The sequence below is a fragment of the Paenibacillus amylolyticus genome (assembly GCF_047302515.1).
GTDB classification, from domain to species: Bacteria; Bacillota; Bacilli; order Paenibacillales; family Paenibacillaceae; genus Paenibacillus; species Paenibacillus amylolyticus_G.
Genome location: NZ_CP168019.1, coordinates 6715490 through 6740737 on the forward strand (window position 1 = coordinate 6715490; position 25248 = coordinate 6740737).

Annotated in this window: 24 protein-coding genes and 1 other annotated feature; all 24 genes read left to right on the forward strand. The window is 46.2% G+C overall.

What is annotated here, in order from left to right:
- Position 1 precedes the first annotated feature (1 nt).
- The gene (ispD, locus tag ACDJ59_RS29335; protein ID WP_413407090.1) at positions 2-697 is read left to right on the forward strand and encodes a 2-C-methyl-D-erythritol 4-phosphate cytidylyltransferase; all 696 of its coding nucleotides are present in this window, start codon (positions 2-4) and stop codon (positions 695-697) included.
- Complete coding sequence (gene ispF, locus ACDJ59_RS29340) at positions 694-1170, forward strand: 2-C-methyl-D-erythritol 2,4-cyclodiphosphate synthase (protein ID WP_413407091.1); 477 nt, start codon at positions 694-696, stop codon at positions 1168-1170. Before ispD ends, ispF begins: the two co-directional genes overlap by 4 nt.
- A gap of 33 nt (positions 1171-1203) precedes the next feature.
- A complete protein-coding gene (gltX, locus tag ACDJ59_RS29345; protein WP_413407092.1) occupies positions 1204-2661 on the forward strand; it encodes a glutamate--tRNA ligase in 1458 nt (485 codons plus the stop codon).
- A 538-nt stretch (positions 2662-3199) separates the two neighbouring features.
- Positions 3200-3859 (forward strand): serine O-acetyltransferase, encoded by a 660-nt coding sequence (cysE, locus tag ACDJ59_RS29350; protein ID WP_413407093.1) that lies wholly within the window; start codon positions 3200-3202, stop codon positions 3857-3859.
- Between the two features lie 42 nt (positions 3860-3901).
- A complete protein-coding gene (gene cysS / locus ACDJ59_RS29355) occupies positions 3902-5302 on the forward strand; it encodes a cysteine--tRNA ligase (RefSeq protein ID WP_413407094.1) in 1401 nt (466 codons plus the stop codon).
- On the forward strand, positions 5299-5778 hold the full coding sequence (locus ACDJ59_RS29360; protein WP_017692056.1) for a Mini-ribonuclease 3: 480 nt from the start codon (positions 5299-5301) through the stop codon (positions 5776-5778). The genes cysS and ACDJ59_RS29360 overlap by 4 nt, the downstream gene beginning before the upstream one ends.
- Before the next feature lie 43 nt (positions 5779-5821).
- The gene (gene rlmB / locus ACDJ59_RS29365) at positions 5822-6568 is read left to right on the forward strand and encodes a 23S rRNA (guanosine(2251)-2'-O)-methyltransferase RlmB (RefSeq protein WP_017692057.1); all 747 of its coding nucleotides are present in this window, start codon (positions 5822-5824) and stop codon (positions 6566-6568) included.
- Positions 6569-6573: 5 nt separating this feature from the next.
- The gene (locus ACDJ59_RS29370) at positions 6574-7095 is read left to right on the forward strand and encodes an NYN domain-containing protein (protein ID WP_017692058.1); all 522 of its coding nucleotides are present in this window, start codon (positions 6574-6576) and stop codon (positions 7093-7095) included.
- A gap of 171 nt (positions 7096-7266) precedes the next feature.
- The gene (sigH, locus tag ACDJ59_RS29375; RefSeq protein ID WP_017692059.1) at positions 7267-7911 is read left to right on the forward strand and encodes an RNA polymerase sporulation sigma factor SigH; all 645 of its coding nucleotides are present in this window, start codon (positions 7267-7269) and stop codon (positions 7909-7911) included.
- Between the two features lie 304 nt (positions 7912-8215).
- The gene (rpmG, locus tag ACDJ59_RS29380) at positions 8216-8365 is read left to right on the forward strand and encodes a 50S ribosomal protein L33 (protein WP_072735843.1); all 150 of its coding nucleotides are present in this window, start codon (positions 8216-8218) and stop codon (positions 8363-8365) included.
- Positions 8366-8382: 17 nt separating this feature from the next.
- On the forward strand, positions 8383-8574 hold the full coding sequence (gene secE / locus ACDJ59_RS29385; RefSeq protein WP_017692060.1) for a preprotein translocase subunit SecE: 192 nt from the start codon (positions 8383-8385) through the stop codon (positions 8572-8574).
- A 21-nt stretch (positions 8575-8595) separates the two neighbouring features.
- Positions 8596-9129, forward strand: coding sequence for a transcription termination/antitermination protein NusG (gene nusG / locus ACDJ59_RS29390; protein ID WP_017692061.1), 534 nt, complete (start codon positions 8596-8598; stop codon positions 9127-9129).
- Positions 9130-9197: 68 nt separating this feature from the next.
- Positions 9198-9623, forward strand: a complete 426-nt coding sequence (gene rplK / locus ACDJ59_RS29395; RefSeq protein WP_017692062.1) for a 50S ribosomal protein L11 — start codon at positions 9198-9200, stop codon at positions 9621-9623.
- Between the two features lie 95 nt (positions 9624-9718).
- Complete coding sequence (gene rplA / locus ACDJ59_RS29400; protein WP_017692063.1) at positions 9719-10411, forward strand: 50S ribosomal protein L1; 693 nt, start codon at positions 9719-9721, stop codon at positions 10409-10411.
- 68 nt (positions 10412-10479) lie between these two features.
- Positions 10480-10627, forward strand: a sequence feature (ribosomal protein L10 leader region).
- 23 nt (positions 10628-10650) lie between these two features.
- Positions 10651-11154, forward strand: coding sequence for a 50S ribosomal protein L10 (gene rplJ / locus ACDJ59_RS29405; protein WP_017692064.1), 504 nt, complete (start codon positions 10651-10653; stop codon positions 11152-11154).
- Positions 11155-11226: 72 nt separating this feature from the next.
- Positions 11227-11586, forward strand: coding sequence for a 50S ribosomal protein L7/L12 (rplL, locus tag ACDJ59_RS29410; RefSeq protein ID WP_017692065.1), 360 nt, complete (start codon positions 11227-11229; stop codon positions 11584-11586).
- 96 nt (positions 11587-11682) lie between these two features.
- The gene (locus ACDJ59_RS29415) at positions 11683-12303 is read left to right on the forward strand and encodes a class I SAM-dependent methyltransferase (protein WP_413407095.1); all 621 of its coding nucleotides are present in this window, start codon (positions 11683-11685) and stop codon (positions 12301-12303) included.
- 395 nt (positions 12304-12698) lie between these two features.
- Positions 12699-16244 (forward strand): DNA-directed RNA polymerase subunit beta, encoded by a 3546-nt coding sequence (gene rpoB, locus ACDJ59_RS29420; RefSeq protein WP_074096567.1) that lies wholly within the window; start codon positions 12699-12701, stop codon positions 16242-16244.
- A gap of 112 nt (positions 16245-16356) precedes the next feature.
- A complete protein-coding gene (rpoC, locus tag ACDJ59_RS29425; RefSeq protein ID WP_413407096.1) occupies positions 16357-19971 on the forward strand; it encodes a DNA-directed RNA polymerase subunit beta' in 3615 nt (1204 codons plus the stop codon).
- 204 nt (positions 19972-20175) lie between these two features.
- Positions 20176-20427, forward strand: a complete 252-nt coding sequence (locus ACDJ59_RS29430; RefSeq protein WP_036607175.1) for a ribosomal L7Ae/L30e/S12e/Gadd45 family protein — start codon at positions 20176-20178, stop codon at positions 20425-20427.
- Positions 20428-20577: 150 nt separating this feature from the next.
- Positions 20578-21000, forward strand: a complete 423-nt coding sequence (rpsL, locus tag ACDJ59_RS29435; protein WP_017692070.1) for a 30S ribosomal protein S12 — start codon at positions 20578-20580, stop codon at positions 20998-21000.
- Between the two features lie 87 nt (positions 21001-21087).
- On the forward strand, positions 21088-21558 hold the full coding sequence (gene rpsG, locus ACDJ59_RS29440; RefSeq protein WP_017692071.1) for a 30S ribosomal protein S7: 471 nt from the start codon (positions 21088-21090) through the stop codon (positions 21556-21558).
- Positions 21559-21607: 49 nt separating this feature from the next.
- Positions 21608-23686, forward strand: a complete 2079-nt coding sequence (gene fusA / locus ACDJ59_RS29445) for an elongation factor G (RefSeq protein ID WP_211085395.1) — start codon at positions 21608-21610, stop codon at positions 23684-23686.
- A gap of 95 nt (positions 23687-23781) precedes the next feature.
- Positions 23782-24972 carry an elongation factor Tu gene (gene tuf, locus ACDJ59_RS29450; protein ID WP_211085394.1) on the forward strand — a complete coding sequence of 397 codons (1191 nt, stop codon included), beginning with the start codon at positions 23782-23784 and terminating at the stop codon, positions 24970-24972.
- Positions 24973-25248 lie beyond the last annotated feature (276 nt).

Sequence of the window (25248 nt, forward strand, 5' to 3'; positions counted from 1 at the left end):
CATGGATAAAGGGTGGGGCGTTGTCATTGTGGCAGCAGGTCGCGGTACCCGGATGGGGACGACCGAGAGCAAACAATTTCTGTTGCTGCAGGACAAGCCCGTTTTCATACATACGCTTGAGGTATTTGCTGCGCTGGACGAGATCCGCGAGATGGTGCTGGTCACAGGAGCCGCAGATGTTGAACGCTGCCAGGATTGGGTAAAAGAATACCAACTGGATTCACGTGTCCGTGTTATCCCCGGAGGGAAAGAGAGACAACATTCTGTCCATAAAGGCCTTGAGGCACTTGGGACGGATTGGGTTCTCGTTCACGACGGGGTACGTCCTTTTGTGAACCATGAGCAGATCAAGGGATGTATGGCGGCCGCCATATCTGGTGGTGGAGCAGCTGTACTGGCGGTTCCCGTGAAGGATACGATCAAACAAGTGAATGCGGAAGGAGTCGTTACAGCGACGCCAGACCGCAGCAGTCTGTGGAGCATTCAAACCCCGCAGGCTTTTCGTCTTTCTTCCCTGCTCTCCGCCTACGAATCAGCCGAGCAGGACGGATTTCTGGGGACAGATGATGCCATGCTGGCTGAACGTCAGGGAATGTCGGTCAAGGTTGTGGAAGGCAATTATACCAATATCAAATTAACAACGCCGGAAGATTTGCAATATGCTACGTTTTTGCTGGGGGGAGAGAAGAAGCGATGATACGTGTAGGACAGGGATTTGATGTACATCAGCTGGTAGAGGGACGCCCGTGTATTATTGGCGGAGTAACGATTCCTTATGAAAAAGGACTGCTGGGTCACTCGGACGCAGACGTGCTGTTGCACGCGATTAGTGATGCCATTTTGGGTGCGGTGGCACTTGGGGATATTGGCAAGCATTTCCCGGATACCGATCCGGAATTCAAAGATGCCGACAGTCTGAAGTTGCTGGAGCATGTATGGCAGCTTGTGAAGGATCGCGGGTATAAGCTAGGGAATATCGATTCAACGATTATTGCCCAGAAGCCAAAGATGGCTCCTTATATCCCACAGATGGCTGAGGTTATTGCCAAAGCACTGGAAGCGGATGTAACACAGGTGAACGTGAAAGCAACAACGACAGAGCAACTGGGATTCCCGGGACGGGGAGAGGGCATTGCCGCTCAATCCGTTGTTTGCCTTGTACGTGTGTGATATCATCAATCAATTAGTGACGGAGGGGATCATATGAGCACGGATATTCGTGTGCGTTACGCGCCGAGCCCAACGGGACACCTGCATATCGGGAATGCCCGTACGGCGTTGTTTAACTATTTATATGCCAAACATAATAACGGTAAATTCATTATTCGTATTGAAGATACGGACGTGAAGCGGAACATTGCCGGTGGTGAAGAAAGCCAACTGAAATACCTGAAATGGCTCGGAATTGAGTGGGACGAAAGTATTGACGTGGGCGGAGAATACGGACCATACCGTCAAACGGAACGTCTGGACCTCTATCGTAAATATACGCAGGAATTGCTGGATAAAGGTCTGGCTTACCGTTGCTTCTGCACGGAAGAAGAATTGGAGCAAGAGCGCGAGGAACAGTCAGCACGTGGAGAAACACCGCGTTATTCTGGCAAACACCGTGACCTGAATCCAGAGCAAATTAGTGCGTTCGAAGCGGAAGGCCGCGTAGCGAGTATTCGTTTCCGTGTGCCGGAAGAGCGCACATATACGTTTGATGATATGGTTAAAGGCACAATCTCGTTCAACAGCAAGGAATCCGGTGACTTCGTCATTGTGAAAAAAGACGGCATTCCCACATACAACTATGCCGTTGCTGTGGATGATCACTTGATGAAGATCTCCCACGTCCTGCGTGGGGAAGATCACATCTCGAACACGCCGCGTCAACTGATGATCTATGAAGCGCTTGGCTGGGAGCCACCGCAATTCGGTCATATGACGTTGATCGTGAATGAAAATCACAAGAAGCTGAGTAAACGGGATGAGTCCGTTATTCAGTTTATTGAGCAGTATGATCAGCTCGGCTATTTGCCTGAAGCAATGTTTAACTTTATCTCCTTACTGGGCTGGTCGCCGGAAGGGGAGGAAGAGATATTCTCGCAAGAGCAACTGATCTCCATTTTTGATACGAAACGTTTGTCCAAGAGCCCTGCGGTATTTGATACCCACAAGCTGGCTCACTTGAACAACCACTATATCAAACATGCTGACCCGGAACGTATTGCCGAAATGGCCATTCCGCATCTGCAAAAGGCTGGACGTATTTCTTCCGAGCTGTCTGCTGAACAAAAAGAATGGGCTTATACTCTGGTACACCTGTACCAAGAGCAGATGAATTCTGCCTCCGATATTGTCGAATTGTCGGAAGTATTCTTCCGTTCCAATCTGGAGCTTGAAAGTGAAGGAGAAGCAGTGCTTGCTGAGGAGCAGGTGCCAACCGTACTGAAGGCATTTGCGGATAAAGTACAGGCGAGTGAAGAGTTTACTCCAAGCAAAATGGCTGCATTGATAAAGGAAGTACAGAAAGAAACCGGCTTTAAGGGCAAACAGCTCTTTATGCCAATTCGTGTAGCCTTGACTGGACAGACGCACGGACGGGATCTGAACCAAACGATCGTGCTGCTGGGTCGTGATACGGTGATCGAACGTTTGCTTGCACAAGTAAAATAAGCTTAGTCGAAGACATTCCGTTTATTTGGAATCTGAACACAGTCCTACGATGGATGGATTACGTAGGAGGCTGTTGTCAGTCTGAGGCCTTTTCGCTATAATAACAACACAACGAATAATTGATATGATTTATCTAATAGAACAGCAAAGATCGGGAGGAGTAGACTGACCCGGACAGATTCAGAGAGGATGGTCCCGCAGCAAAGAAAGATTTCTTTGGTTGCGGTGGCTGTGAACCATCCACTGTCCATCAGCCGAAATGCGCCCGTGAGCTGCACAGCCGAATCCGGCCCCGCCTTTGTCGATCATGACATGGGAAAACGTTAGGATAGGTTGTGACGATTGGTTTCCGTTACCAAACCGCTTGAGGGCTCATTCTATTTAAGAATGGACCGAGCAGAGTGGGACCGCGATAAACGCCTCTGCAGCTAAATGCTGCAGGGGCGTTTTTTTGTTTAGGCGAGTGTGCAGTACACTACCAAGGAACGCGCCGTCCGGTAAGCCGGAGGACGGGAACCTGAACAAGAGGGGAACGAGCATGTTCAAGAAGATCAGATCAGATATCCAGGCGGTGTTTGAAAACGATCCGGCGGCCCGAGGTTGGTTTGAGGTGGTATTCACCTACTCCGGGCTGCATGCGATATGGGCACACCGGATGGCTCATTTTTTATACAAGCGAAGATGGTTCTCGGTTGCCCGGTTCATTTCGCAGGTTAGCCGTTTTATGACAGGAATCGAGATACATCCTGGAGCTACGATCGGAAATCGGTTGTTTATTGACCATGGAATGGGCGTCGTTATTGGAGAAACATGTGAGATTGGCGATGATGTCGTTATCTATCAGGGGGTTACCTTGGGCGGAACAGGGAAAGAAAAAGGGAAGAGACATCCGACCATTGGTAATAATGTGGTTATCTCATCCGGAGCCAAGGTGCTGGGTTCATTTAGCGTGGGGGATCAATGTAACATTGGTGCGAACTCCGTTGTGCTTAAGGAGGTCCCTTCCAATAGTACCGTGGTAGGTATACCGGGCAGAATTGTTAAACAGGATGGCCGACGGGTAGATCGCCTCAGTCAGCAATTGCCCGATCCGGTCGTTGACTCCTTGCGCGGTATGCAAAAAGAACTCGAACGATTGCAGGAAGAAGTACGTACACTGCAGAATGCCCGTGAAAATGAGACTGTGCGTGATACGTGATACAATAAATAAAGGCAGTATAGGATGAAAGGATAAGTGACCATGACGCTTCAGATTTATAATACGATGAGTCGTACCAAAGAGGAATTTGTTCCCCAAGAGCCAGGGAAAGTGAAAATGTATGTCTGCGGACCAACGGTATATGACTACATTCATATCGGGAATGCACGCCCGGTTATCTTTTTCGACACAGTTCGCGGGTACCTGGAACAGACAGGACATGAAGTGAACTACGTGGTGAACTTCACGGATGTCGACGATAAGCTGATTCGCAAAGCAGAACAACTTGGAACAGACGTTCCTCATGTGGCTGAGAAATTTATTGCTGCCTATTATGAAGACCTTGAGGGACTGGGTATTCCCAAGGCAAGCAGCAATCCGAGAGTAACGGAAAACATGCCGCTGATCATTGATTTTATCCGTGAGCTGGTTGAAAAAGGATTTGCGTATGAAAATGGCGGTGACGTCTATTATCGCACAGGCAAATTCAGCGAATATGGCAAACTTTCGAAACAAAACCTGCAGGAGCTGCAATTTGGAATCCGTGTGGGTGTGGATGAGCGCAAAGAGCATCCCGAAGATTTTGTGCTCTGGAAGGCTGCCAAACCAGGTGAGATCTATTGGTCCAGTCCTTGGGGTGATGGTCGACCAGGATGGCATATTGAGTGCTCCGCCATGGCTAGGGAGTACCTTGGGGATACACTGGACATTCACGGGGGTGGACAGGATTTGCAGTTCCCGCACCATGAGTGCGAATGCGCCCAATCCGAAGTATTAACAGGTAAACCACTTGCGAACTACTGGATGCATAATGGATTCATCCGGATTGATAACGAAAAGATGTCGAAATCACTCGGTAATGGTGTTCTGGTTAAAGACTTACGGAATCAATATAAACGCGAAGCGATTCGTTATTTCATGTTGTCTACCCACTATCGCAACCCATTGAACTTCACGGATGATACGATGGAGCAGGCACAGAACAGTGTGGACCGGATTGCGAATGCGGTAGGTAACCTGAACCATCGTCTGAATGCAGTAACTGTTGATCAGGATATCACAGCAGAGTTTGCGGCAAGACTCGACCAAATTCGTCAGCAGTATCACGAGAAGATGCAGGATGATTTCAATACTCCTGATGCGATTACTGCTATGTTTGAGTGGGCAGGGGAAGCCAACCAACTGTTGCAGCAAGAAGTAGTTAATGCGGCAGACATTCGCGCGCTCCTCGAGTTGTTCAGTGAATTGAATGCTGTGCTGCGCATCTATACTGACGCAGAGCCAGAACTTCTGGATGAGGAAGTAGAACGCCTGATTGAAGAGCGTGTAGAAGCGCGCAAGTCCAAAAACTGGGCAAGAGCGGATGAAATTCGCGATGAATTGTCTGCACGTGGCATTCTGCTTGAAGATACGGCGCAGGGCATGAGATGGCGGCGCAAATGAGCGAAGGACATCCAAATACACCAAAACAACAGGAGCAGGTCACAGAGGGAGGATGGTTCCCTTATCCTCCTTCCAGACCTGCGAGGTTGATTCCACCTATTGCACTGGCCTATATTGGTGATGCGGTATATGAGGTAGCTGTTCGTCAATATCTGTTGTCGAAGGCCAACATGCGTCCCAATCATTTGCACCGTAGTGCAACCGGGTTGGTATCAGCGAAGGCACAGAGCCGCATACTTACAACGATTGAGGATGAACTGACAGAGGAAGAACGGGATATCGTCCGGCAAGGGCGGAATGCCAAGTCGGGTAGTGTGCCCAAAAATGCAGATGTGTTGGAGTACAGACATGCTACGGCTTTTGAATGTCTCATTGGTTACCTCTATAGCAGTGGTCATCATGATCGCATGATTGAACTGATCGGGCTTGGCATTGAGCACGCGGAACAACAATCGCCATCGCCGACAAAAAAATAGAAAATTCAACAAAACAACGCATTACAGAGAGGATCGAACAACGATGGAAGAAGAATGGATCGCCGGTAAACACTCCGTGACGGAGGCGCTGCGTTCAGGCCGGACCATTAATAAAATATGGATTGCCGATACAGCACAGAAACATCTGACTCAACCTATTATCTCGGAAGCTAAAAAACTAGGTATTGTCATTCAACACGTGGACAAGCGTAAACTGGATCAAACGGTACCAGGCATTCAGCATCAGGGGGTAGTTGCTCAAGCAGCACCTTACGCTTATGTGGAGGTAGAAGACATTCTTGCCGCAGCAAAAGCGAAGAATGAGCATCCTTTCCTGATTCTGCTGGATGAGATTGAAGATCCTCATAACCTGGGGTCAATTTTGCGGACAGCAGATTGCACGGGTGCGCATGGCGTCATTGTACCGAAACGTCGCTCGGCAGCGGTAACCGTGACAGTATCCAAAACATCAGCAGGCGCTGTGGAGTACGTGCCAGTGGCTCGTGTAAGTAATCTTGGTCAGACCATCGATCGCCTCAAAGAGGAAGGTGTATGGGTTGTAGGGACAGATGTCACGGCTCACGAAGGTGTCTTTGGTAATGGAGTCTTTACTGGCCCTGTGGCATTGGTAATCGGAAATGAGAACAAGGGAATGGGACGACTTATTCGTGAGAAATGCGATGTGCTGATCAAACTACCAATGCAAGGTCAGATTAATTCCCTGAATGCTTCCGTGGCAGCCGGGGTTGTCATGTATGAAGTGCTCCGTTCGCGTCAAGCGCAGGAATAGAAGGTATGGCTGATTCCCGTGATGTGCTTCTTGTAGACGGGTACAACATGATTGGTGACTGGCCGGAATTAACCAAACTGGCGGAAAGTGGGCTGGAAGAGGCGCGCAACAGGCTTCTCTTTCGTCTTGCAGATTACCAGGCTTTCTCCGGCCGTCGAGTCATTGTTGTGTTTGACGCCTACCTCGTGCCTGGACTCGGTAAATCCTTTACTCAGAGCAAAGTGCAGATCTATTTTACAAAGGAAAAAGAGACGGCAGACGAATGCATTGAGAGACTCGTTCGGGAACTAAGCATGCGAAGACGCCAAATCTATGTGGCTACGAGCGATATGGTAGAGCAACATGTCATTTTTGGACAGGGAGCGCTACGCGTATCTGCAAGGGAGTTGCTAATTGAAGTTGAGCAGAACGAAAAAGAATTAAAAAAACGACTGGAAGAAGATCAGGCGAAGACCACGCGTAACACAATCGGGGGTAAGTTAAGTCCCGATGTATTGAAAGAGTTTGAGCGATGGCGCCGGGAATAACAGCACGTTTTTACAAAATTTAGATTATTGAAACTCTTGACATTTATGTTATTGATGTTCTTTTTTAGGCAGAGCGTGGTTGACGGTGTGAGGTACCATCATATATACTGATCCTATATTTCATAGAGTAGAGTAACGGGGTACCTTGCGTTGCAGCCGGAGGGATTGTCTGTGAGTGTCGACCTCAAAGATATCATGTTATCTAAGTATGATTACCAAAGTGACGAAGACATTGTCGAAGCTTTCCGTGAAGGCGAAAGCGAAGCGTTAGAGTTTCTAATTAACAAATATCGTAACTTTGTACGCGCCAAGGCAAGATCTTATTTTCTGATTGGGGCAGACCGGGAAGATATTATTCAAGAAGGAATGATTGGCCTCTACAAATCCATTCGAGATTTCAAAGGGGACAAGCTGGCTTCGTTCAAGGCTTTTGCCGAACTGTGTATTACAAGACAGATCATCACGGCGATTAAGACAGCAACACGTCAGAAGCATATTCCGCTTAATTCTTATGTATCTCTGGACAAGCCTATTTATGACGAAGAGTCTGATCGTACGTTACTCGATGTGATTTGTGGAACCCAGGTCAGTGATCCGGAAGAACTTATCATCAATCAGGAAGAGTTTGTGGGCCTGGAAGATAAAATGTCCGAGATTCTGAGTGATCTGGAACGTAAAGTATTGATGTTGTATCTGGACGGGAGATCTTATCAAGAGATTGCAGTAGATTTGGACAGACATGTGAAGTCCATTGATAATGCACTTCAGCGCGTCAAGCGCAAACTTGAAAAGTACCTGGAAGTTCGAGATAATTAAACACATGTTGTCGTTGACGGAAAAGGCTCGGTGTTTGAGTCTTTTTTTAGTGTCTCAAGTTTATAAAATCTAAGAATGTTTATACTAGTAATCGCTCGGTCCAAGCAGGAGAAGAGAAAAACAGAGATGAGAAACGAATGTACGTTGTACGGAAGTAATACCCAATGAATGAAAGACTATTCTTTCATTGACATGGTTATACCCTTGTGATAAAGTGTTTTAGGTAGGCCTAAATTTATGGCTTTTTTTCAGGATCAATTTAGAGACTCTGCTTGAATGTGGAAGTCTTCGGGAGGTGTACATCATGCGGGTAATTATTACTTTGGCTTGTACTAACTGCAAACAAAGAAATTACACTACGACAAAAAACAAGCGTAATCACCCCGACCGCATGGAGATGAAGAAATTTTGCAAGTTTTGTAACGAGCAGACTTCTCATCGCGAAACCAGATAGTTTTTGGAGGTGTCGGCGTGAAACGAAGTTTCAAATCTCTGATTTCCTTTTTCTCAGAAAGCTGGGCTGAACTTAAAAAAGTTCGCTGGCCTAATCGTAAAGAGCTGACCAACTACACATTGATCGTACTTGGTACTGTTGTGGTTATGACGCTGTTTTTTTGGGTCATTGACATTGGCATCTCCTTTGTGATCGAAGCGATTATTTAAGAAGGGTTCCGGTGGCTTGATATGGAAAAAAGATGGTACGTCGTTCATACCTATTCAGGGTATGAGAACAAGGTCAAAGCCAATTTGGAAAAACGCGTAGAGTCTATGGGCATGGAAGACAAGATATTCCGCGTTCTTGTTCCTATGGAAGAAGAAGTGGTAAACAAGGACGGTAAGAAAAAAACCGTTATGCGTAAAGTTTACCCCGGTTATGTCTTGGTGGAAATGGTACAGACGGATGATTCTTGGTATGTTGTTCGCAACACACCAGGGGTTACAGGATTTGTCGGTTCGACAGGTTCTGGGTCCAAACCAACTGCATTGCTGCCTGAAGAAGTGGAACAAATTCTGAAGCACATGGGAATGGTTGAACCTAAGCCGAAAATTGAGTTCGATCTTAAGGAATCCGTACGTATTAAAGTCGGTCCTTTTGCGAATTTCGTAGGCTCCGTGGAAGAAATTTTGGTAGACAAAAGCAAGTTGAAAGTGCACGTGAACATGTTTGGACGGGAAACACCGCTTGAGTTGGAATACACGCAAGTGGAGAAGATATAGTCTCTTCAAGTTTCTTGTGGGAGGGTTGAAAAACCCGTTAACCACTATTTTGCAAGGAGGTGTCAATCATGGCGAAAAAAGTTATTAAAATGGTAAAACTGCAGATTCCAGCAGGTAAAGCAAACCCAGCACCACCAGTAGGTCCAGCTTTGGGTCAAGCAGGTGTCAACATTATGGCATTCTGTAAAGAATTCAACGCTCGTACAGCTGATCAAGCGGGATTGATTATTCCAGTTGAAATTTCTGTATTCGAGGACCGTTCCTTTACTTTCATCACTAAAACTCCACCAGCAGCAGTTCTGTTGAAAGTGGCAGCTAAAGTTGAAAAAGGATCAGGCGAACCGAACAAGAAAAAAGTTGCTACTGTTAAACGTGATGCGGTACGTCAAATCGCAGAAACAAAAATGCCTGACCTGAATGCAGCAGACGTTGAGTCCGCTATGCGTATGGTCGAAGGTACTGCCCGCAGCATGGGTATCACCATCGAAGACTAATTTTCATAAAGAAACATGGCTTCGTAAAACCGGTCGATTCGCGACCGGTTGATGTGGGAGGTATATCCGCTAACACCACAAAGGAGGAATAAAACATGGCTAAACACGGTAAAAAATACCTGGAAGCTGCTAAGCTGATTGACAGCGAAGCAACTTACGAGCCTTCAGAAGCTGTAGAGCTTGTGAAAAAGGCAGCTACTGCAAAATTCGATGAAACAATCGAAGCAGCAGTTCGTTTGGGTGTAGACCCTCGTAAGCAAGATCAGGCTGTACGTGGTGTTGTTGTCTTGCCACACGGCACAGGTAAAACACAACGCGTATTGGTATTTGCAAAAGGTGACAAAGCGAAAGAAGCGGAAGCGGCTGGCGCGGACTATGTTGGTGATGCAGACATGATCAACAAAATCCAACAAGGCTGGTTCGAATTCGACGTCTGCGTAGCGACACCAGATATGATGAGTGAAGTAGGTAAATTGGGCCGACTGCTCGGCGGTAAAGGTCTGATGCCTAACCCTAAAGCCGGAACGGTAACTTTCGATGTAACTAAGGCTGTTCAAGAAATTAAAGCCGGTAAAATCGAATATCGTCTGGATCGTGCAGGTCAAATTCATGCACCGATTGGTAAAGCTTCTTTCTCTTCTGAGCAACTTAATGAGAACTTCAAAGCTCTCATGGAAGCTCTGAATCGTGCTAAACCAGCGGCAGCAAAAGGTGTTTATCTGAAGAATGTTAGTCTTTCTTCCACGATGGGCCCTGGCGCACGCGTGAACGCAGCAGCTTTTAGATAATATCTCTTGACAGGCTTGTCCTGTTTTTGATAAGATATAAAAGTTGTGAGTCCGAGTGACTGACCGTTGACATTTGAATATGCTTGCCGTAGACAGTAGGTGCCATTTGGCTTAATTTCCTGCCGAGGTGTGATTATAGAACTTAGAACGATGCAAATCGATGATGAGTATATATCAAGCCTTCGTGATTCTACGGAGGCTTTTCTTAATGGGATAAATTTGATCAGGAGGTGTACAGATTGGCAAACGCAAAAGTGATTCAAGCAAAACAAGAATCCGTTGATGCAGTAACAGCAAAATTGCGCGAGAGCGTTACAACTGTTGTTGTTGACTATCGCGGATTGAACGTTGCCCAAGTAACTGAGTTGCGTAAGCAACTTCGTGAAGCAGGGATCGAATTCCAAGTGCTGAAAAACTCGTTGCTTCGCCGTGCAGCTGCAGCAGCAGAACTGACAGAACTCGATAGTGTTCTTACAGGTCCTACTGCAATTGCATTCAGCGTAGATGACGTTGTGGCTCCAGCTAAAATTCTGAACGACTTCGCGAAAAAGAACGATGCATTGGAATTGAAAGGTGCAGTCGTAGAAGGTCGCGTAATCGGAGTAGAAGAAGTTAAGGCATTGGCAGAACTGCCATCCCGCGATGGACTCCTCTCCATGCTCCTCAGCGTGCTTCAAGCGCCAGTGCGCAACTTCGCGCTTGCGGTTAAAGCAGTTGCAGAAAAAGAAGAACAAGGCGCGTAAGCAACTTGATCTGAATGCTGCTTAGGCGGCAAATGAATTAAAAAAAATAATATTATATATGGAGGTTCACTCATGAGTAAAGAGCAAATCTTGGAAGCAATCAAAGGCATGACTGTACTGGAATTGAACGATCTTGTTAAAGCAATCGAAGAAGAATTCGGCGTAACTGCTGCAGCTCCAGTAGCTGCTGCAGGTGCAGTAGCTTCTGCTGAAGCTGAGCAATCCGAATTCGACGTAATCTTGACTAGCGCTGGTGCTTCCAAAATCAACGTTATCAAAGCAGTTCGCGAAATCACAGGTCTTGGCCTGAAAGAAGCAAAAGAATTGGTTGACAACGCTCCAAAAGCATTGAAAGAAAAAGTTGCTAAAGAAGAAGCAGAAGCGGTTAAAGCTAAGCTTGAAGAAGCAGGCGCTTCAGTTGAAGTTAAATAATTTAGCTTTTACAAGCTAAATGAACAAAACAACAAACCCCTTGACTTATATCAAGGGGTTTGTTGCTGTAATTGTAAATGGAAAGTGAGTGAGGGCATGTCCAATCATTATTATTCGGACAAACCGCAAGTGGCGCATGATCGCAGAGCAACTGAAGCGGTTCTTCGCGGATTCAGTCTGCGATTCGTGACGGATGCCGGTGTGTTTTCCAAAAGCGGAATCGATTATGGCAGCAGAGTATTGATTGATGCGATAGAGTTGCCATCAGGGGCTCATGTTCTCGATGTGGGCTGTGGATACGGGCCAATGGGTCTTACAGCAGCCAAACTTGTACCGGATGGGCATGTCACCATGATCGATATCAACGAGAGAGCCGTTGAACTTTCCAGGGAAAATGCAAAAGCAAACGGAATCAACAATGTCACGGTATTACAAAGTAATCTACTGGCTGAAGTGAAAAAGCAAGATTTTGACGTTATCCTAACCAACCCGCCTATACGGGCTGGGAAAGAGACGGTTCATACTATTTTCGAACAGGCACATCGCCATCTGAAGGTAGGCGGTTCGTTGTGGATTGTCATTCAGAAGAAACAAGGAGCCCCGTCAGCGAAAGCAAAATTGGAATCTTTGTTTGGAAGAGTGGAAGAAGTGACGAAGGATAAAGGCTATCGGATTTTCAAAGCGGTGAAATCGGAAGAGGTATCTACTAAAAGCTGAATCCGAGTTTGTAAAGTAAGCAGGGGATCATTTTTTTTGCAATAGGACTATTGACTTGAAATTCAGGTCGTGGTATAGTTGTAAAATGTCAGTATTAAGATGCCCTACTTGGCTTTAGCTAACTAAAAATGTCAACCTTTTTTTTACGCCGAACGGGCTTATTATGCCTACGTTTGGCGTATAATATGTACATTTTGGGCAAACTGGGGATAAGAATGATTTGGAAAGACATCCGCCGATCAAAGTTGCTCTTTTTTCGAACGACATTTCGAGTAAGGGCTTTTCTTTATTTGTGGATGCATTGCTTTGCTCTGTATGTGTACCATTATAAGGTTACAAACAGAGGTTCGCAACGAAATTTTTAAAGTGAGTAGACATTGAGGGGTGAGTTTAAGTTGGCAGGACATCTTGTTCAATATGGTCGACGCACTCGGCGCAGTTATGCACGAATTAACGAGATACTCGAAGTTCCGAACCTGATTGAAATCCAACAAAAATCCTATGATTGGTTTTTGGAGGAAGGGTTGCGCGAAATGTTCCAGGATATCTCGCCGATCCAGGATTTTACAGGTAACTTGATTTTGGAATTTATCGATTACAGTCTCGGTGAACCGAAGTATACAGTAGACGACGCAAAAGAGCGTGACGTTACGTATGCAGCACCGCTTCGGGTCAAAGTCCGGCTCATTAATAAGGAAACCGGCGAAGTCAAAGAGCAGGAAGTATTCATGGGAGATTTCCCGCTGATGACCAACACGGGCACATTTATTATTAATGGTGCGGAACGGGTTATTGTCAGCCAGTTGGTTCGCTCTCCTAGCGTTTACTTCAGTACCAAAGTAGATAAAAACGCCAAAAAAACGTATACCGCTACAGTTATTCCTAACCGCGGCGCTTGGTTGGAACTGGAGATGGACGCGAAGGATGTTGTTTATGTCCGGATCGACCGTACACGTAAAATACCGGTTACGGTTCTCCTGCGTTCACTTGGTTTTGGCACAGATGCTGAGATTCTGGATCTGCTCGGTAATGACGAATATATCCGCAACACACTGGACAAAGACAACACGGATTCCACGGAGAAAGCCCTCATTGAGATCTATGAGCGTCTTCGTCCGGGCGAGCCTCCAACGCTGGATAATGCGAAAAGCTTGCTCGTAGCACGTTTCTTTGATCCAAAACGTTATGACCTGGCTAATGTAGGTCGTTACAAAATGAACAAAAAGCTTCACATCAAAAACCGTTTGTTTAACCAGCGTTTGGCTGAATCACTTGTTGACGCTGAAACAGGCGAGATTATTGCTGAAGCAGGTCAAATGGTGGATCGTCGCTTGTTGGATGAAATCATGCCGTATCTGGAGAAGAGCGTTGGTTTCCGCACGTATCACGTGGGTAATGGTGTTCTGGATGCTAATGATGTTCCTATGCAAACGATCGATGTATTTTCACCAACAGAAGATGGTAAAGTAGTCAAACTGATTGCCAATGGAATCATTGACAAGTCCGTTAAAAACGTGACACCGGCGGATATCATTTCGTCCATCAGTTATTTCCTTAACCTTCTGCAGGGAATTGGTAGCACGGATGATATCGATCATCTGGGTAACCGTCGTTTGCGTTCGGTGGGTGAACTCCTGCAGAACCAGTTCCGTATTGGTTTGTCCCGTATGGAGCGTGTGGTTCGTGAGAGAATGTCCATTCAGGATGCTAACGTAATTACACCACAGGCCTTGATTAACATACGTCCTGTTATTGCATCGATTAAAGAGTTCTTTGGTAGCTCTCAGCTGTCACAGTTTATGGATCAAACGAACCCGTTGGGTGAGTTGACACATAAACGTCGTTTGTCCGCACTCGGACCCGGTGGTTTGACGCGTGAGCGTGCAGGTATGGAAGTGCGTGACGTCCATCCATCCCACTATGGTCGTATGTGTCCAATCGAGACGCCAGAGGGACCAAACATCGGTTTGATCAACTCCTTGTCTACGTTCGCTCGTGTGAATGAATATGGCTTCATTGAAGCTCCATATCGTTGGGTTGATCCGAAGACAGGTATTGTAACCGAGCAAATTGATTACCTGACAGCGGACGAAGAGGACAACTATGTTATCGCGCAAGCGAATGCGAAGTTGAACGAAGACGGTACATTTGAAGAAGAAGCGATCATTGTACGTTATAACAAACAGTCGGATAACATCCTTACGATGCCGAGTGAGCGAGTTGACTACATGGACGTATCTCCTAAACAGGTTGTATCCGTCGCGACAGCGCTGATCCCGTTCCTTGAGAACGATGACTCCAACCGTGCACTCATGGGATCAAACATGCAGCGGCAGGCGGTTCCACTCTTGATTCCTAAAGCACCACTTGTAGGGACAGGTATGGAGCACAAAGCTGCAAAAGATTCTGGTGTATGTATTGTCTCCGATTATGACGGAATTATTGAACGTTCTTCTGCGAACGAAATTTGGGTCCGTCGTGTTGAAGAAGTGGATGGTCAGGAAGTCAAAGGCGATATCGTTAAATATAAATTACACAAATTTATGCGTTCGAACCAAGGAACATGCATTAACCAGCGTCCGATTGTCAAAAGAGGTGCTGCTGTCAAAGCTGGCGATATCCTCGCTGATGGTCCTTCAACGGAAATGGGTGAATTGGCTCTGGGACGTAACGTTGTTGTTGCCTTCATGACTTGGGAAGGTTACAACTACGAGGATGCGATCTTGCTCAGTGAAAAACTCGTTAAGGAAGATGTATACACATCCATCCATATCGAGGAGTATGAGTCAGAAGCACGTGATACCAAGCTTGGACCTGAAGAGATCACACGTGACATCCCTAACGTTGGGGAAGAAGCGTTGCGTAACTTGGATGAGCGCGGTATTATCCGCATCGGTGCTGAGATCAGTGCTGGCGACATTCTGGTTGGTAAAGTAACACCTAAGGGTGTAACAGAGCTGACAGCAGAAGAACGTCTCTTGCATGCGATCTTTGGTGAGAAAGCACGTGAAGTACGTGATACTTCCTTGCGTGTACCACATGGTACTGACGGTATCGTAGTAGACGTGAAAGTATTTACCCGTGAAAACGGTGATGAGCTGCCTCCAGGTGTTAACCAACTCGTTCGTGTATATATCGCTCAAAAACGGAAAATTTCCGAGGGTGATAAAATGGCCGGACGTCACGGTAACAAAGGGGTTGTGGCCCGCATCTTGCCGGAAGAAGATATGCCTTTCCTGCCAGACGGTACACCGGTTCAGATCGTTCTTAACCCACTGGGCGTACCTTCCCGGATGAATATCGGTCAAGTACTCGAGGTTCACTTGGGTATGGCGGCGATGCAACTGGGTATTCACGTAGCAACTCCTGTATTCGACGGAGCGAAGGAGTATGACGTCTTCGATACGATGGAAGAAGCAGGTATGCAGCGTAATGGTAAAACTGTCCTGTATGATGGTCGTACAGGTGAAGAGTTTGAACGTGAAGTTACCGTAGGTGTCATGCACATGATCAAATTGGCACACATGGTTGATGATAAAATCCATGCCCGTTCCACGGGTCCTTACTCACTTGTTACGCAACAGCCATTGGGTGGTAAAGCCCAATTTGGTGGACAGCGTTTCGGGGAGATGGAAGTATGGGCGCTTGAGGCATACGGTGCTGCTTATACACTGCAAGAAATCTTGACTGTTAAATCCGATGACGTTGTTGGTCGGGTTAAAACGTATGAATCCATTGTCAAAGGTGAGAATGTTCCGGAACCAGGTGTTCCTGAATCATTCAAAGTATTGATCAAAGAGCTGCAAAGCTTGGGTATGGACGTTAAGATTTTGAGCGAAGATGAGCAAGAGATTGAAATGAGAGAAATGGACGATGAAGATGACGCTGCGAGCGATAAGCTCAGCCTCAACCTTGAGGGTACAGAGGTCGGAGCGGAATAAATCGCTTCGAGCGCATGATGACCGGCGTTTTTCATCAGGCTCACGTCTTGCTCCGGCTTCGGCCGGAGTGGGCGTAACCTAGAATCAGGAATTGGTTAAGGAGGGTTGCTCCTTGTTGGACGTCAACAATTTCGAATACATGAAGATCGGGCTTGCTTCCCCAGAGAAAATTCGTTCTTGGTCCCGCGGAGAAGTGAAAAAACCGGAAACGATCAACTATCGTACGTTGAAACCGGAAAAAGAAGGGCTGTTCTGCGAAAAGATTTTTGGCCCTACAAAAGACTGGGAATGTCATTGCGGTAAATACAAACGCGTCCGTTATAAAGGCGTTGTCTGTGATCGTTGCGGTGTTGAAGTAACACGTGCGAAAGTACGCCGTGAACGGATGGGCCATATTGAGCTCGCTGCTCCGGTATCGCATATCTGGTACTTCAAAGGTATTCCGAGCCGTATGGGTCTTGCTCTGGATATGTCACCAAGATCTCTTGAAGAGATTATTTATTTTGCATCATATGTTGTAACTGATCCAGGAGAAACTCCACTGGAGAAAAAACAGCTGTTGTCCGAGAAAGAATACCGCAGCTACCGTGAAAAATACGGCTATGGTTTCCATGCTGGCATGGGCGCAGAAGCGGTTAAAAAATTGCTTCAAGACCTTGACATAGACAAAGAGCTCGAGTTCCTGAAAGAAGAGCTCCGGACTGCGCAAGGACAACGTCGTAATCGTGCAATCAAACGTCTGGAAGTTATCGAAGCATTCCGCAACTCCGGCAACAAGCCAGAGTGGATGATCATGGATGTACTTCCTGTTATCCCGCCGGAACTTCGTCCAATGGTACAGTTGGATGGTGGACGTTTTGCAACGTCTGACCTGAATGACTTGTATCGCCGTGTAATCAACCGGAACAACCGTCTGAAACGTCTGCTTGATTTGGGCGCGCCAGATATTATCGTGCAAAATGAAAAACGGATGTTGCAGGAAGCGGTTGACGCATTGATCGATAATGGTCGTCGTGGACGCCCGGTAACGGGTCCTGGTAACCGTCCATTGAAATCTCTCAGCCACATGCTGAAAGGTAAACAAGGACGTTTCCGTCAAAACTTGCTCGGTAAACGGGTTGACTACTCTGGTCGTTCCGTTATCGTTGTTGGACCTTACCTGAAAATGTATCAGTGTGGTCTGCCAAAAGATATGGCACTTGAATTGTTCAAGCCTTTTGTTATGAAAGAGCTTGTAAATAAAGGGCTTGCCCACAACATCAAGAGCGCGAAACGTAAAGTTGAGCGTGTAAGTCCTGAAGTATGGGATGTTCTTGAAGAAGTAATCAAGGAGCATCCGGTTCTGTTGAACCGTGCCCCTACGCTTCACAGACTCGGTATTCAAGCATTTGAACCGATTCTCGTTGAAGGTAAAGCAATTCGTCTTCACCCGCTCGTATGTACGGCATACAATGCCGACTTTGACGGTGACCAAATGGCCGTGCACGTTCCGTTGTCCGCTGAAGCTCAAGCGGAAGCACGTATCCTGATGCTTGCATCTGGTAACATTTTGAACCCGAAAGACGGTAAACCGGTTGTTACTCCTTCCCAGGATATGGTGCTTGGTTCTTACTACCTCACTATGGATAACAAGGAAGAAAAGGGCACAGGTATGATCTTGCGTACAGTTAACGAAGCTGTGTCGGCATACCAACGTGGTACTGCTGGTCTGCATGCGCGTGTAGCTATTCCTGTTAAGGCGCTTGGTAAAACAAGCTTCACGGAAGAACAACAAGAAGGAATGTTGCTGACAACTGTCGGTAAAATTATCTTTAATGAAATTTTCCCGGCAAGCTTCCCGTATATCAATGATGCGACTCGTGCTAACCTGTACCAAGGTACTGCAGATCACTCATTTGTATATGAAAAAGGTGCTGATCTCAGAGAAGCTATTATGAATGCTCCTCTGGCTGGCGGTGTTGGTAAAGAATACCTCGGCTCCATCATTGCACGTTGTTTTGAAATTTATCACACAACGGAAACAGCCGTTATTTTGGATAAAATCAAACAACTTGGTTTCACATACTCTACACGTGCCGGTATTACGGTTGCGGTATCTGATGTTATCGTTCCGCCTGAGAAGTTTGAAATTCTTAGGAAATCTGAGGAAAAAGCACAAATCGTTACGAATCAGTACCGTCGTGGTCTGATTACGAATGAAGAGCGCTATGACCGTATCATTGATATCTGGTCAAAATCCAAAGATGACATCACTGAGATTCTGATGAAGTCCATGGATCGTTACAACTCGATCATGATGATGGTAGACTCCAAAGCACGGGGTAACAAATCGCAAATTACCCAATTGGGCGGTATGCGTGGTCTGATGGCCAACCCATCCGGTCGAATTATCGAACTCCCAATCAAATCGAACTTCCGTGAAGGTCTGACGGTACTCGAGTACTTTATCTCCACTCACGGAGCGCGTAAAGGTTTGGCGGATACAGCCCTGCGTACAGCCGATTCAGGTTACCTGACTCGTCGTCTCGTAGATGTAGCCCAAGACGTAATCGTGCGTGATGATGATTGTGGTACAGATAAAGGCTTTACGGTAAGTCGTATCCAGGATGGTAAAGAGGTTATCGAAGACCTCTACGACCGTATTGAAGGCAGATACTGCTTCGAGACTCTTCGTCATCCGGAAACGAAAGAAATCATTGTAGGTCGCAATGAATTGATTGACTCCGATAAAGCAGAAGCGATTATCAAAGCAGGTATTACTAAATTGCAAATCCGCTCCGTGCTCAGCTGCCGTGCAAGTCATGGTGTCTGCAAGAAGTGTTATGGTCGCAACCTCGCGACTGGTAAACATGTGGAGATTGGTGAAGCAGTTGGTATTATCGCAGCACAGTCCATTGGTGAGCCAGGAACACAGCTTACAATGCGTACGTTCCATACCGGTGGTGTAGCCGGAGACGATATTACGCAAGGTTTGCCACGTATCCAGGAGTTGTTCGAAGCTCGTAATCCTAAGGGTCAAGCAACGATCAGTGAAATCGATGGTGTGGTTAAAGAGATTCGCGAAGCGAAAGATCGTCGTGAAATCGAAATTCAAGGTGAAGCGGAATCCAAAGTATACGCCGTTACCTACGGTTCCCGTGTGCGCGTAAGCGAAGGCGCGGAAGTTGAAGCGGGTGACGAGTTGACAGACGGTTCCATTGATCCAAAAGAGATGTTACGGATTAAAGGCATACGTGGTGTACAAAACTACATTCTGCAGGAAGTACAACGCGTATATCGTAACCAAGGCGTAGAAATTAACGATAAGCACGTTGAAGTTATGATCCGTCAAATGCTGCGTAAAATCCGTATCGTAGATGCAGGAGATACAACGCTGTTGCCAGGATCGTTCGTGGATATGCATGAGTACGAAAGAGCTAACAAAATTGCGATTCTTAGTGATAAAGAGCCGGCGGTTGCTAAACCAATCCTGCTCGGTATTACGAAAGCATCCCTGGAAACAGACTCCTTCCTCTCGGCGGCTTCGTTCCAAGAAACTACACGTGTATTGACAGATGCAGCGATCAAAGGTAAAGTCGATCAGTTGCTCGGTCTGAAGGAAAATGTAATCATCGGTAAATTGATTCCTGCAGGTACAGGTATGCACCGTTACCGCAGCATTAAATTTGCTGAGCCAGAAGATGGTCAATCTTCAGTAGAAGAACTTGAGCCAGTTTCGGTTGATTAAATATATTTCTCCTCATTAGAGGAGAGCGAAAGTTTTGTGCGTCAGGAGACGGACGTTTGTATGATACAGGCGGACGAATCCTGATGTACGTAAACTTTTAAAAAATGTTTTAGGATTAGCATTGACAATGCTTGCGCTAGATGCTAATATATCAAAGGTGCGTGGGCAGCTGATTGTACATGGTTCTATTCGGAGGAATACACAATGTCTAATGAAAAAGCCTTGCAAGATGCTCATGTCAAAATAGGTACCAAACAGACCATGCGGATGGTGCAGACAGGTATGGCTTCTGAAGTCTATGTCGCAGAAGATAGTGATCCGCAGCTTACTTCCAAAATCATTGCTTTGTGTGAACAACACAATGTGAAATGCACGAAAGTGGATACAATGAAAAATCTCGGCAAGGCTTGCGGGATTGGAGTAGGAGCAGCTATGGCTGCTGTCGTAAAATCATAGGGTAAGGAACGTTTTTGTCCGAGAACTTTTAAGGATTCTCCAAGGCAAAAACTTTTCATTTGTCTTTTTATGAACCGCCTGGGTCTGTGGACTTAGTGCAAAGAGGTTTATAAAGAAACATGAATATTTGAGGAAGGGGGTGGCAATCACATGCCAACTATTAACCAACTGGTTCGTAAAGGACGTCAAGCAAAAGTTGAGAAGTCAAAATCTCCAGCTTTGCAAAAAGGATTCAACGCTTTGAAACGTGAATCTACTAACATCAGTGCCCCACAAAAACGTGGTGTCTGCACTCGTGTAGGTACAATGACTCCACGTAAACCAAACTCTGCACTTCGTAAGTATGCCCGTGTTCGTTTGACGAACCGTCTCGAGGTTACTGCTTATATCCCGGGAATCGGACATAACCTTCAAGAGCACAGTGTGGTATTGATCCGCGGAGGTAAAGTTAAAGACCTTGCAGGAGTTCGTTATCACATCGTTCGTGGAGCTCTCGATACTGCTGGTGTAAACAACCGTATGCAAGCTCGTTCGAAATACGGCGCTAAACGTCCAAAAGCTAAAAAAGCCTAAACTATTATAGGCAGATAGCCTGAAAGCCTTCTGGTCTAAGTCTGGAAGGTACAGGATCTGCTGAACAAGAAAGAAAGGGGGATATCCATGCCACGCAAAGGTCCAGTTACGAAAAGAGACGTTCTGCCTGATCCGTTATACAACAGCAAGTTGGTTACTCGTTTAATCAACCGCATCATGATCGGCGGAAAACGCGGTGTTGCTCAAAGCATTCTGTATAATGCGTTCAAGTTGATTCAAGAACGTACGGGTAATGACCCTATGGAAGTATTTGAAGCAGCAATCAAGAACATCATGCCAGTCCTGGAAGTTAAAGCTCGCCGTGTCGGCGGTGCCAACTACCAAGTACCAATCGAGGTGAAACCAGAGAGACGTACTGCTCTGGGATTACGTTGGCTCGTGAACTACTCCCGCAACCGCGGTGAGAAAACAATGGAAGAGCGTTTGGCGGCTGAGATCATCGATGCTTCCAACAACACAGGCGCTTCCGTTAAAAAACGTGAAGATACGCACAAAATGGCTGAAGCGAACAAAGCGTTTGCTCACTACCGTTGGTAGGATTCAGTTCACAATAAAAAAACTTCAATTTTGAAGGGAGACCCATTTCATGGCTAGAGAGTTCTCCTTAAAAAATACACGTAATATCGGGATCATGGCTCATATTGATGCGGGTAAAACCACTACAACTGAGCGGATCTTGTTCTACACAGGACGTACGCACAAAATCGGTGAAGTTCACGAAGGCGCTGCGACAATGGACTGGATGGAGCAAGAGCAGGAGCGCGGAATTACGATTACTTCCGCTGCAACTACCGCTGCTTGGAAAGGCCACCGCGTTAATATTATTGATACCCCGGGACACGTTGACTTCACTGTTGAAGTTGAACGTTCCCTTCGTGTATTGGACGGAGCAGTTGGTGTATTCAGTGCGAAAGAAGGCGTTGAGCCTCAGTCCGAAACCGTATGGAGACAGGCTGACAAGTACGGCGTACCTCGTATCGCATATGTAAACAAAATGGATATCATCGGTGCTGACTTCCTGAACGTTGTATCTGACATGCGTGATCGCCTTCAAGCGAACGCTGTTGCGATTCAACTTCCAATCGGCGCTGAAAATGATTTCAAAGGCATCATCGATATCGTTGCTCAAAAGGCTCATATGTACAAAGATGACCTGGGCCAAGATATCGAAGAAGTCGAAATTCCTGCGGAATTTGCAGATCAAGTTGAAGAACTTCGCAACGAGTTGATTGAGCGCGTTGCTGAACTGGATGAAGAATTGACAATGAAATACCTGGAAGGCGAAGAGATCACAATTGATGAGATCAAAACCGTACTCCGTAAAGGTGTTGTAGATGTTAAGATATTCCCAGTTATCTGTGGATCCTCATATCGTAACAAAGGTGTTCAACTGATGTTGGATGCTGTTATCGACTACTTGCCAGCTCCAACAGATGTTGCATCGATCACGGGACATCTTGAAGATGGAACTGAAGCAATTCGTAAGTCATCCGATGAAGAGCCATTCTCCGCATTGGCATTCAAAATTATGACAGACCCTTACGTTGGTAAATTGACATTCTTCCGCGTATACTCCGGTGTTCTTCAATCCGGATCATATGTATTGAATGCCACTAAAAACAAGCGTGAGCGTATCGGTCGTATCCTTCAAATGCATGCGAACAGTCGTCAAGAAATCACTGTAGTTTACTCCGGTGATATTGCAGCTGCCGTAGGTTTGAAAGATACGGGTACAGGTGATACACTATGTGATGAGAAAAATCCGGTTATCCTGGAGTCAATGAACTTCCCTGATCCGGTTATCGAAATCGCTGTTGAACCTAAAACCAAAGCTGACCAGGATAAACTGGGTGTTGCTCTCGGTAAGTTGACTGAAGAGGATCCAACTCTTCGTGCTCATACTGACGAAGAAACAGGCCAAACGATCTTGGCAGGTATGGGTGAGCTTCACCTTGATATCATCATCGACCGTATGCGTCGTGAGTTCAAGGTTGAAACTACTGTGGGTAAACCACAAGTAGCTTACCGTGAAACATTCCGTGCTCCAGCGCGCGTTGAAGGTAAATTCGTACGTCAATCCGGTGGTCGTGGTCAATACGGTCACGTATGGGTTGAATTCGAACCTCTCGAGCCGGGTACAGGCAGCCAGTTCGAAAGTAAGGTTGTCGGTGGTTCGGTTCCAAGAGAATACATTCAACCTGCACTGTCAGGGATTGAAGAGCAAATGAAAAACGGCGTTATTGCAGGCTTCCCGCTTGTAGACGTTAAGGCTACAATCGTAGACGGATCTTACCATGATGTCGATTCCAATGAGATGGCATTCAAAATTGCCGGATCTATGGCGCTTAAAGCGGCTAAAGACAAATGTAAACCAGTTCTGCTTGAGCCTATCATGAAAGTAGAAGTAACTGTTCCAGAAGAGTACATGGGTGACGTAATGGGAATGTTGAACTCCCGTCGTGGCCGCATTGAAGGTATGGATTCCCGTAGTGGAGCTCAAATCATTCGTGCTAAGGTGCCTTTGTCTGAAATGTTTGGTTACTCTACAACTCTTCGTTCCGGTACTCAAGGACGCGGTGTATTCTCCATGGAACTCTCTCACTATGAAGAAGTTCCTAAGAGCATCGCTGAAGAAATCGTTGCCAAAACAAAAGGCACCGAGTAGTTTTCTCACACTGGATGCAAGTGCATAAGAATTCAATTCGGAGCACTTCATTCAGTGAAAACATAAAATTATAATTTTAAGGAGGCCACGTTCAAATGGCAAAGGCTAAATACGAACGTAATAAACCCCACGTTAACATCGGTACTATCGGTCACGTCGATCACGGTAAAACAACTCTGACTGCTGCAATCACAACTGTATTGTCCAAAACTTACGGTGGTGCTGCAATTGCATTCGACCAAATCGACAAAGCTCCAGAAGAGCGCGAACGCGGTATCACAATCTCCACATCACACGTTGAGTACGAAACTGACACTCGTCACTACGCTCACGTTGACTGCCCAGGTCACGCCGACTATGTTAAAAACATGATCACTGGCGCGGCTCAAATGGATGGAGCTATCTTGGTAGTATCCGCAGCAGACGGCCCAATGCCACAAACTCGTGAGCACATCTTGCTCTCCCGTCAAGTAGGCGTACCTTACATTGTTGTATTTTTGAACAAATGTGACATGGTTGAAGACGAAGAGTTGTTGGAATTGGTTGAGATGGAAGTTCGCGACCTTCTTAACGAATATGAGTTCCCAGGTGACGATACTCCAATCACTCGTGGATCCGCTCGTGAAGCTCTGGCAAACCCAGATGGCGAATGGGCTCAAAAAATCATTGAGATGTTCAAAGAGATCGACACTTACATCCCACTGCCTGAGCGTCAAACTGACAAGCCTTTCTTGATGCCTGTCGAGGACGTATTCTCCATCACTGGTCGTGGTACTGTTGCTACTGGCCGTGTAGAGCGTGGTACTGTTAAAGTCGGCGAAGAGATCGAAATCGTTGGTATCACTGAAGAAACTAAAAAATCCGTTGTAACAGGCGTTGAGATGTTCCGTAAATTGCTGGATTCCGCTCAAGCGGGTGACAACATCGGTGCATTGTTGCGTGGTGTTGACCGTACTCAAATCGAGCGTGGTCAAGTACTTGCAAAACCAGGTTCTGTTAAGCCACACACAGAATTCACAGCTCAAATCTACGTTCTGACTAAAGAAGAGGGCGGACGTCACAAACCATTCTTCACTGGTTACCGTCCACAGTTCTACTTCCGTACAACTGACGTAACAGGCATCATCAACCTGCCTGAAGGTACTGAAATGGTAATGCCTGGTGATAACATCACTGTTACTGTTTCCCTGATCTCCCCAATCGCGATTGAAGAAGGTACTAAATTCTCCATTCGTGAAGGCGGACGTACAGTAGGTGCCGGTTCCGTAGCATCTATCCAAAAATAATTCGGCTTAACGCTGAATAAAGCATATGTAACAGTGTACTGGAACGAGTAACATTGTATTGTAACGAAGCTTCGGAAGAGTTCTTTATCCGACATCGGATAGAGAACTCTTTTATTATGTTTAAAGTTCGGAACCTGCGTCATACGAAATGAACATCATTTACGTGTTTAGAAGGATTGGCAAGGCAGCCTGGATATTGAAGATTAACACTGCAATAAACGAAGTCATTTCATCAGAAAAGATAAGTTTAAATGTTTTTCTTAAATATGCTTGCAA

Bases quoted from the DNA above. Each gene is read 5' to 3' on its own strand.
- ispD (WP_413407090.1), top strand. From the start codon at position 2: ATGGATAAAGGGTGGGGCGTTGTCATTGTGGCAGCAGGTCGCGGTACC.
- ispF (WP_413407091.1), top strand. From the start codon at position 694: ATGATACGTGTAGGACAGGGATTTGATGTACATCAGCTGGTAGAGGGA.
- gltX (WP_413407092.1), top strand. From the start codon at position 1,204: ATGAGCACGGATATTCGTGTGCGTTACGCGCCGAGCCCAACGGGACAC.
- cysE (WP_413407093.1), top strand. From the start codon at position 3,200: ATGTTCAAGAAGATCAGATCAGATATCCAGGCGGTGTTTGAAAACGAT.
- cysS (WP_413407094.1), top strand. From the start codon at position 3,902: ATGACGCTTCAGATTTATAATACGATGAGTCGTACCAAAGAGGAATTT.
- ACDJ59_RS29360 (WP_017692056.1), top strand. From the start codon at position 5,299: ATGAGCGAAGGACATCCAAATACACCAAAACAACAGGAGCAGGTCACA.
- rlmB (WP_017692057.1), top strand. From the start codon at position 5,822: ATGGAAGAAGAATGGATCGCCGGTAAACACTCCGTGACGGAGGCGCTG.
- ACDJ59_RS29370 (WP_017692058.1), top strand. From the start codon at position 6,574: ATGGCTGATTCCCGTGATGTGCTTCTTGTAGACGGGTACAACATGATT.
- rpmG (WP_072735843.1), top strand. From the start codon at position 8,216: ATGCGGGTAATTATTACTTTGGCTTGTACTAACTGCAAACAAAGAAAT.
- nusG (WP_017692061.1), top strand. From the start codon at position 8,596: ATGGAAAAAAGATGGTACGTCGTTCATACCTATTCAGGGTATGAGAAC.
- rplK (WP_017692062.1), top strand. From the start codon at position 9,198: ATGGCGAAAAAAGTTATTAAAATGGTAAAACTGCAGATTCCAGCAGGT.
- rplA (WP_017692063.1), top strand. From the start codon at position 9,719: ATGGCTAAACACGGTAAAAAATACCTGGAAGCTGCTAAGCTGATTGAC.
- rplL (WP_017692065.1), top strand. From the start codon at position 11,227: ATGAGTAAAGAGCAAATCTTGGAAGCAATCAAAGGCATGACTGTACTG.
- ACDJ59_RS29415 (WP_413407095.1), top strand. From the start codon at position 11,683: ATGTCCAATCATTATTATTCGGACAAACCGCAAGTGGCGCATGATCGC.
- ACDJ59_RS29430 (WP_036607175.1), top strand. From the start codon at position 20,176: ATGTCTAATGAAAAAGCCTTGCAAGATGCTCATGTCAAAATAGGTACC.
- rpsL (WP_017692070.1), top strand. From the start codon at position 20,578: ATGCCAACTATTAACCAACTGGTTCGTAAAGGACGTCAAGCAAAAGTT.
- rpsG (WP_017692071.1), top strand. From the start codon at position 21,088: ATGCCACGCAAAGGTCCAGTTACGAAAAGAGACGTTCTGCCTGATCCG.
- fusA (WP_211085395.1), top strand. From the start codon at position 21,608: ATGGCTAGAGAGTTCTCCTTAAAAAATACACGTAATATCGGGATCATG.
- tuf (WP_211085394.1), top strand. From the start codon at position 23,782: ATGGCAAAGGCTAAATACGAACGTAATAAACCCCACGTTAACATCGGT.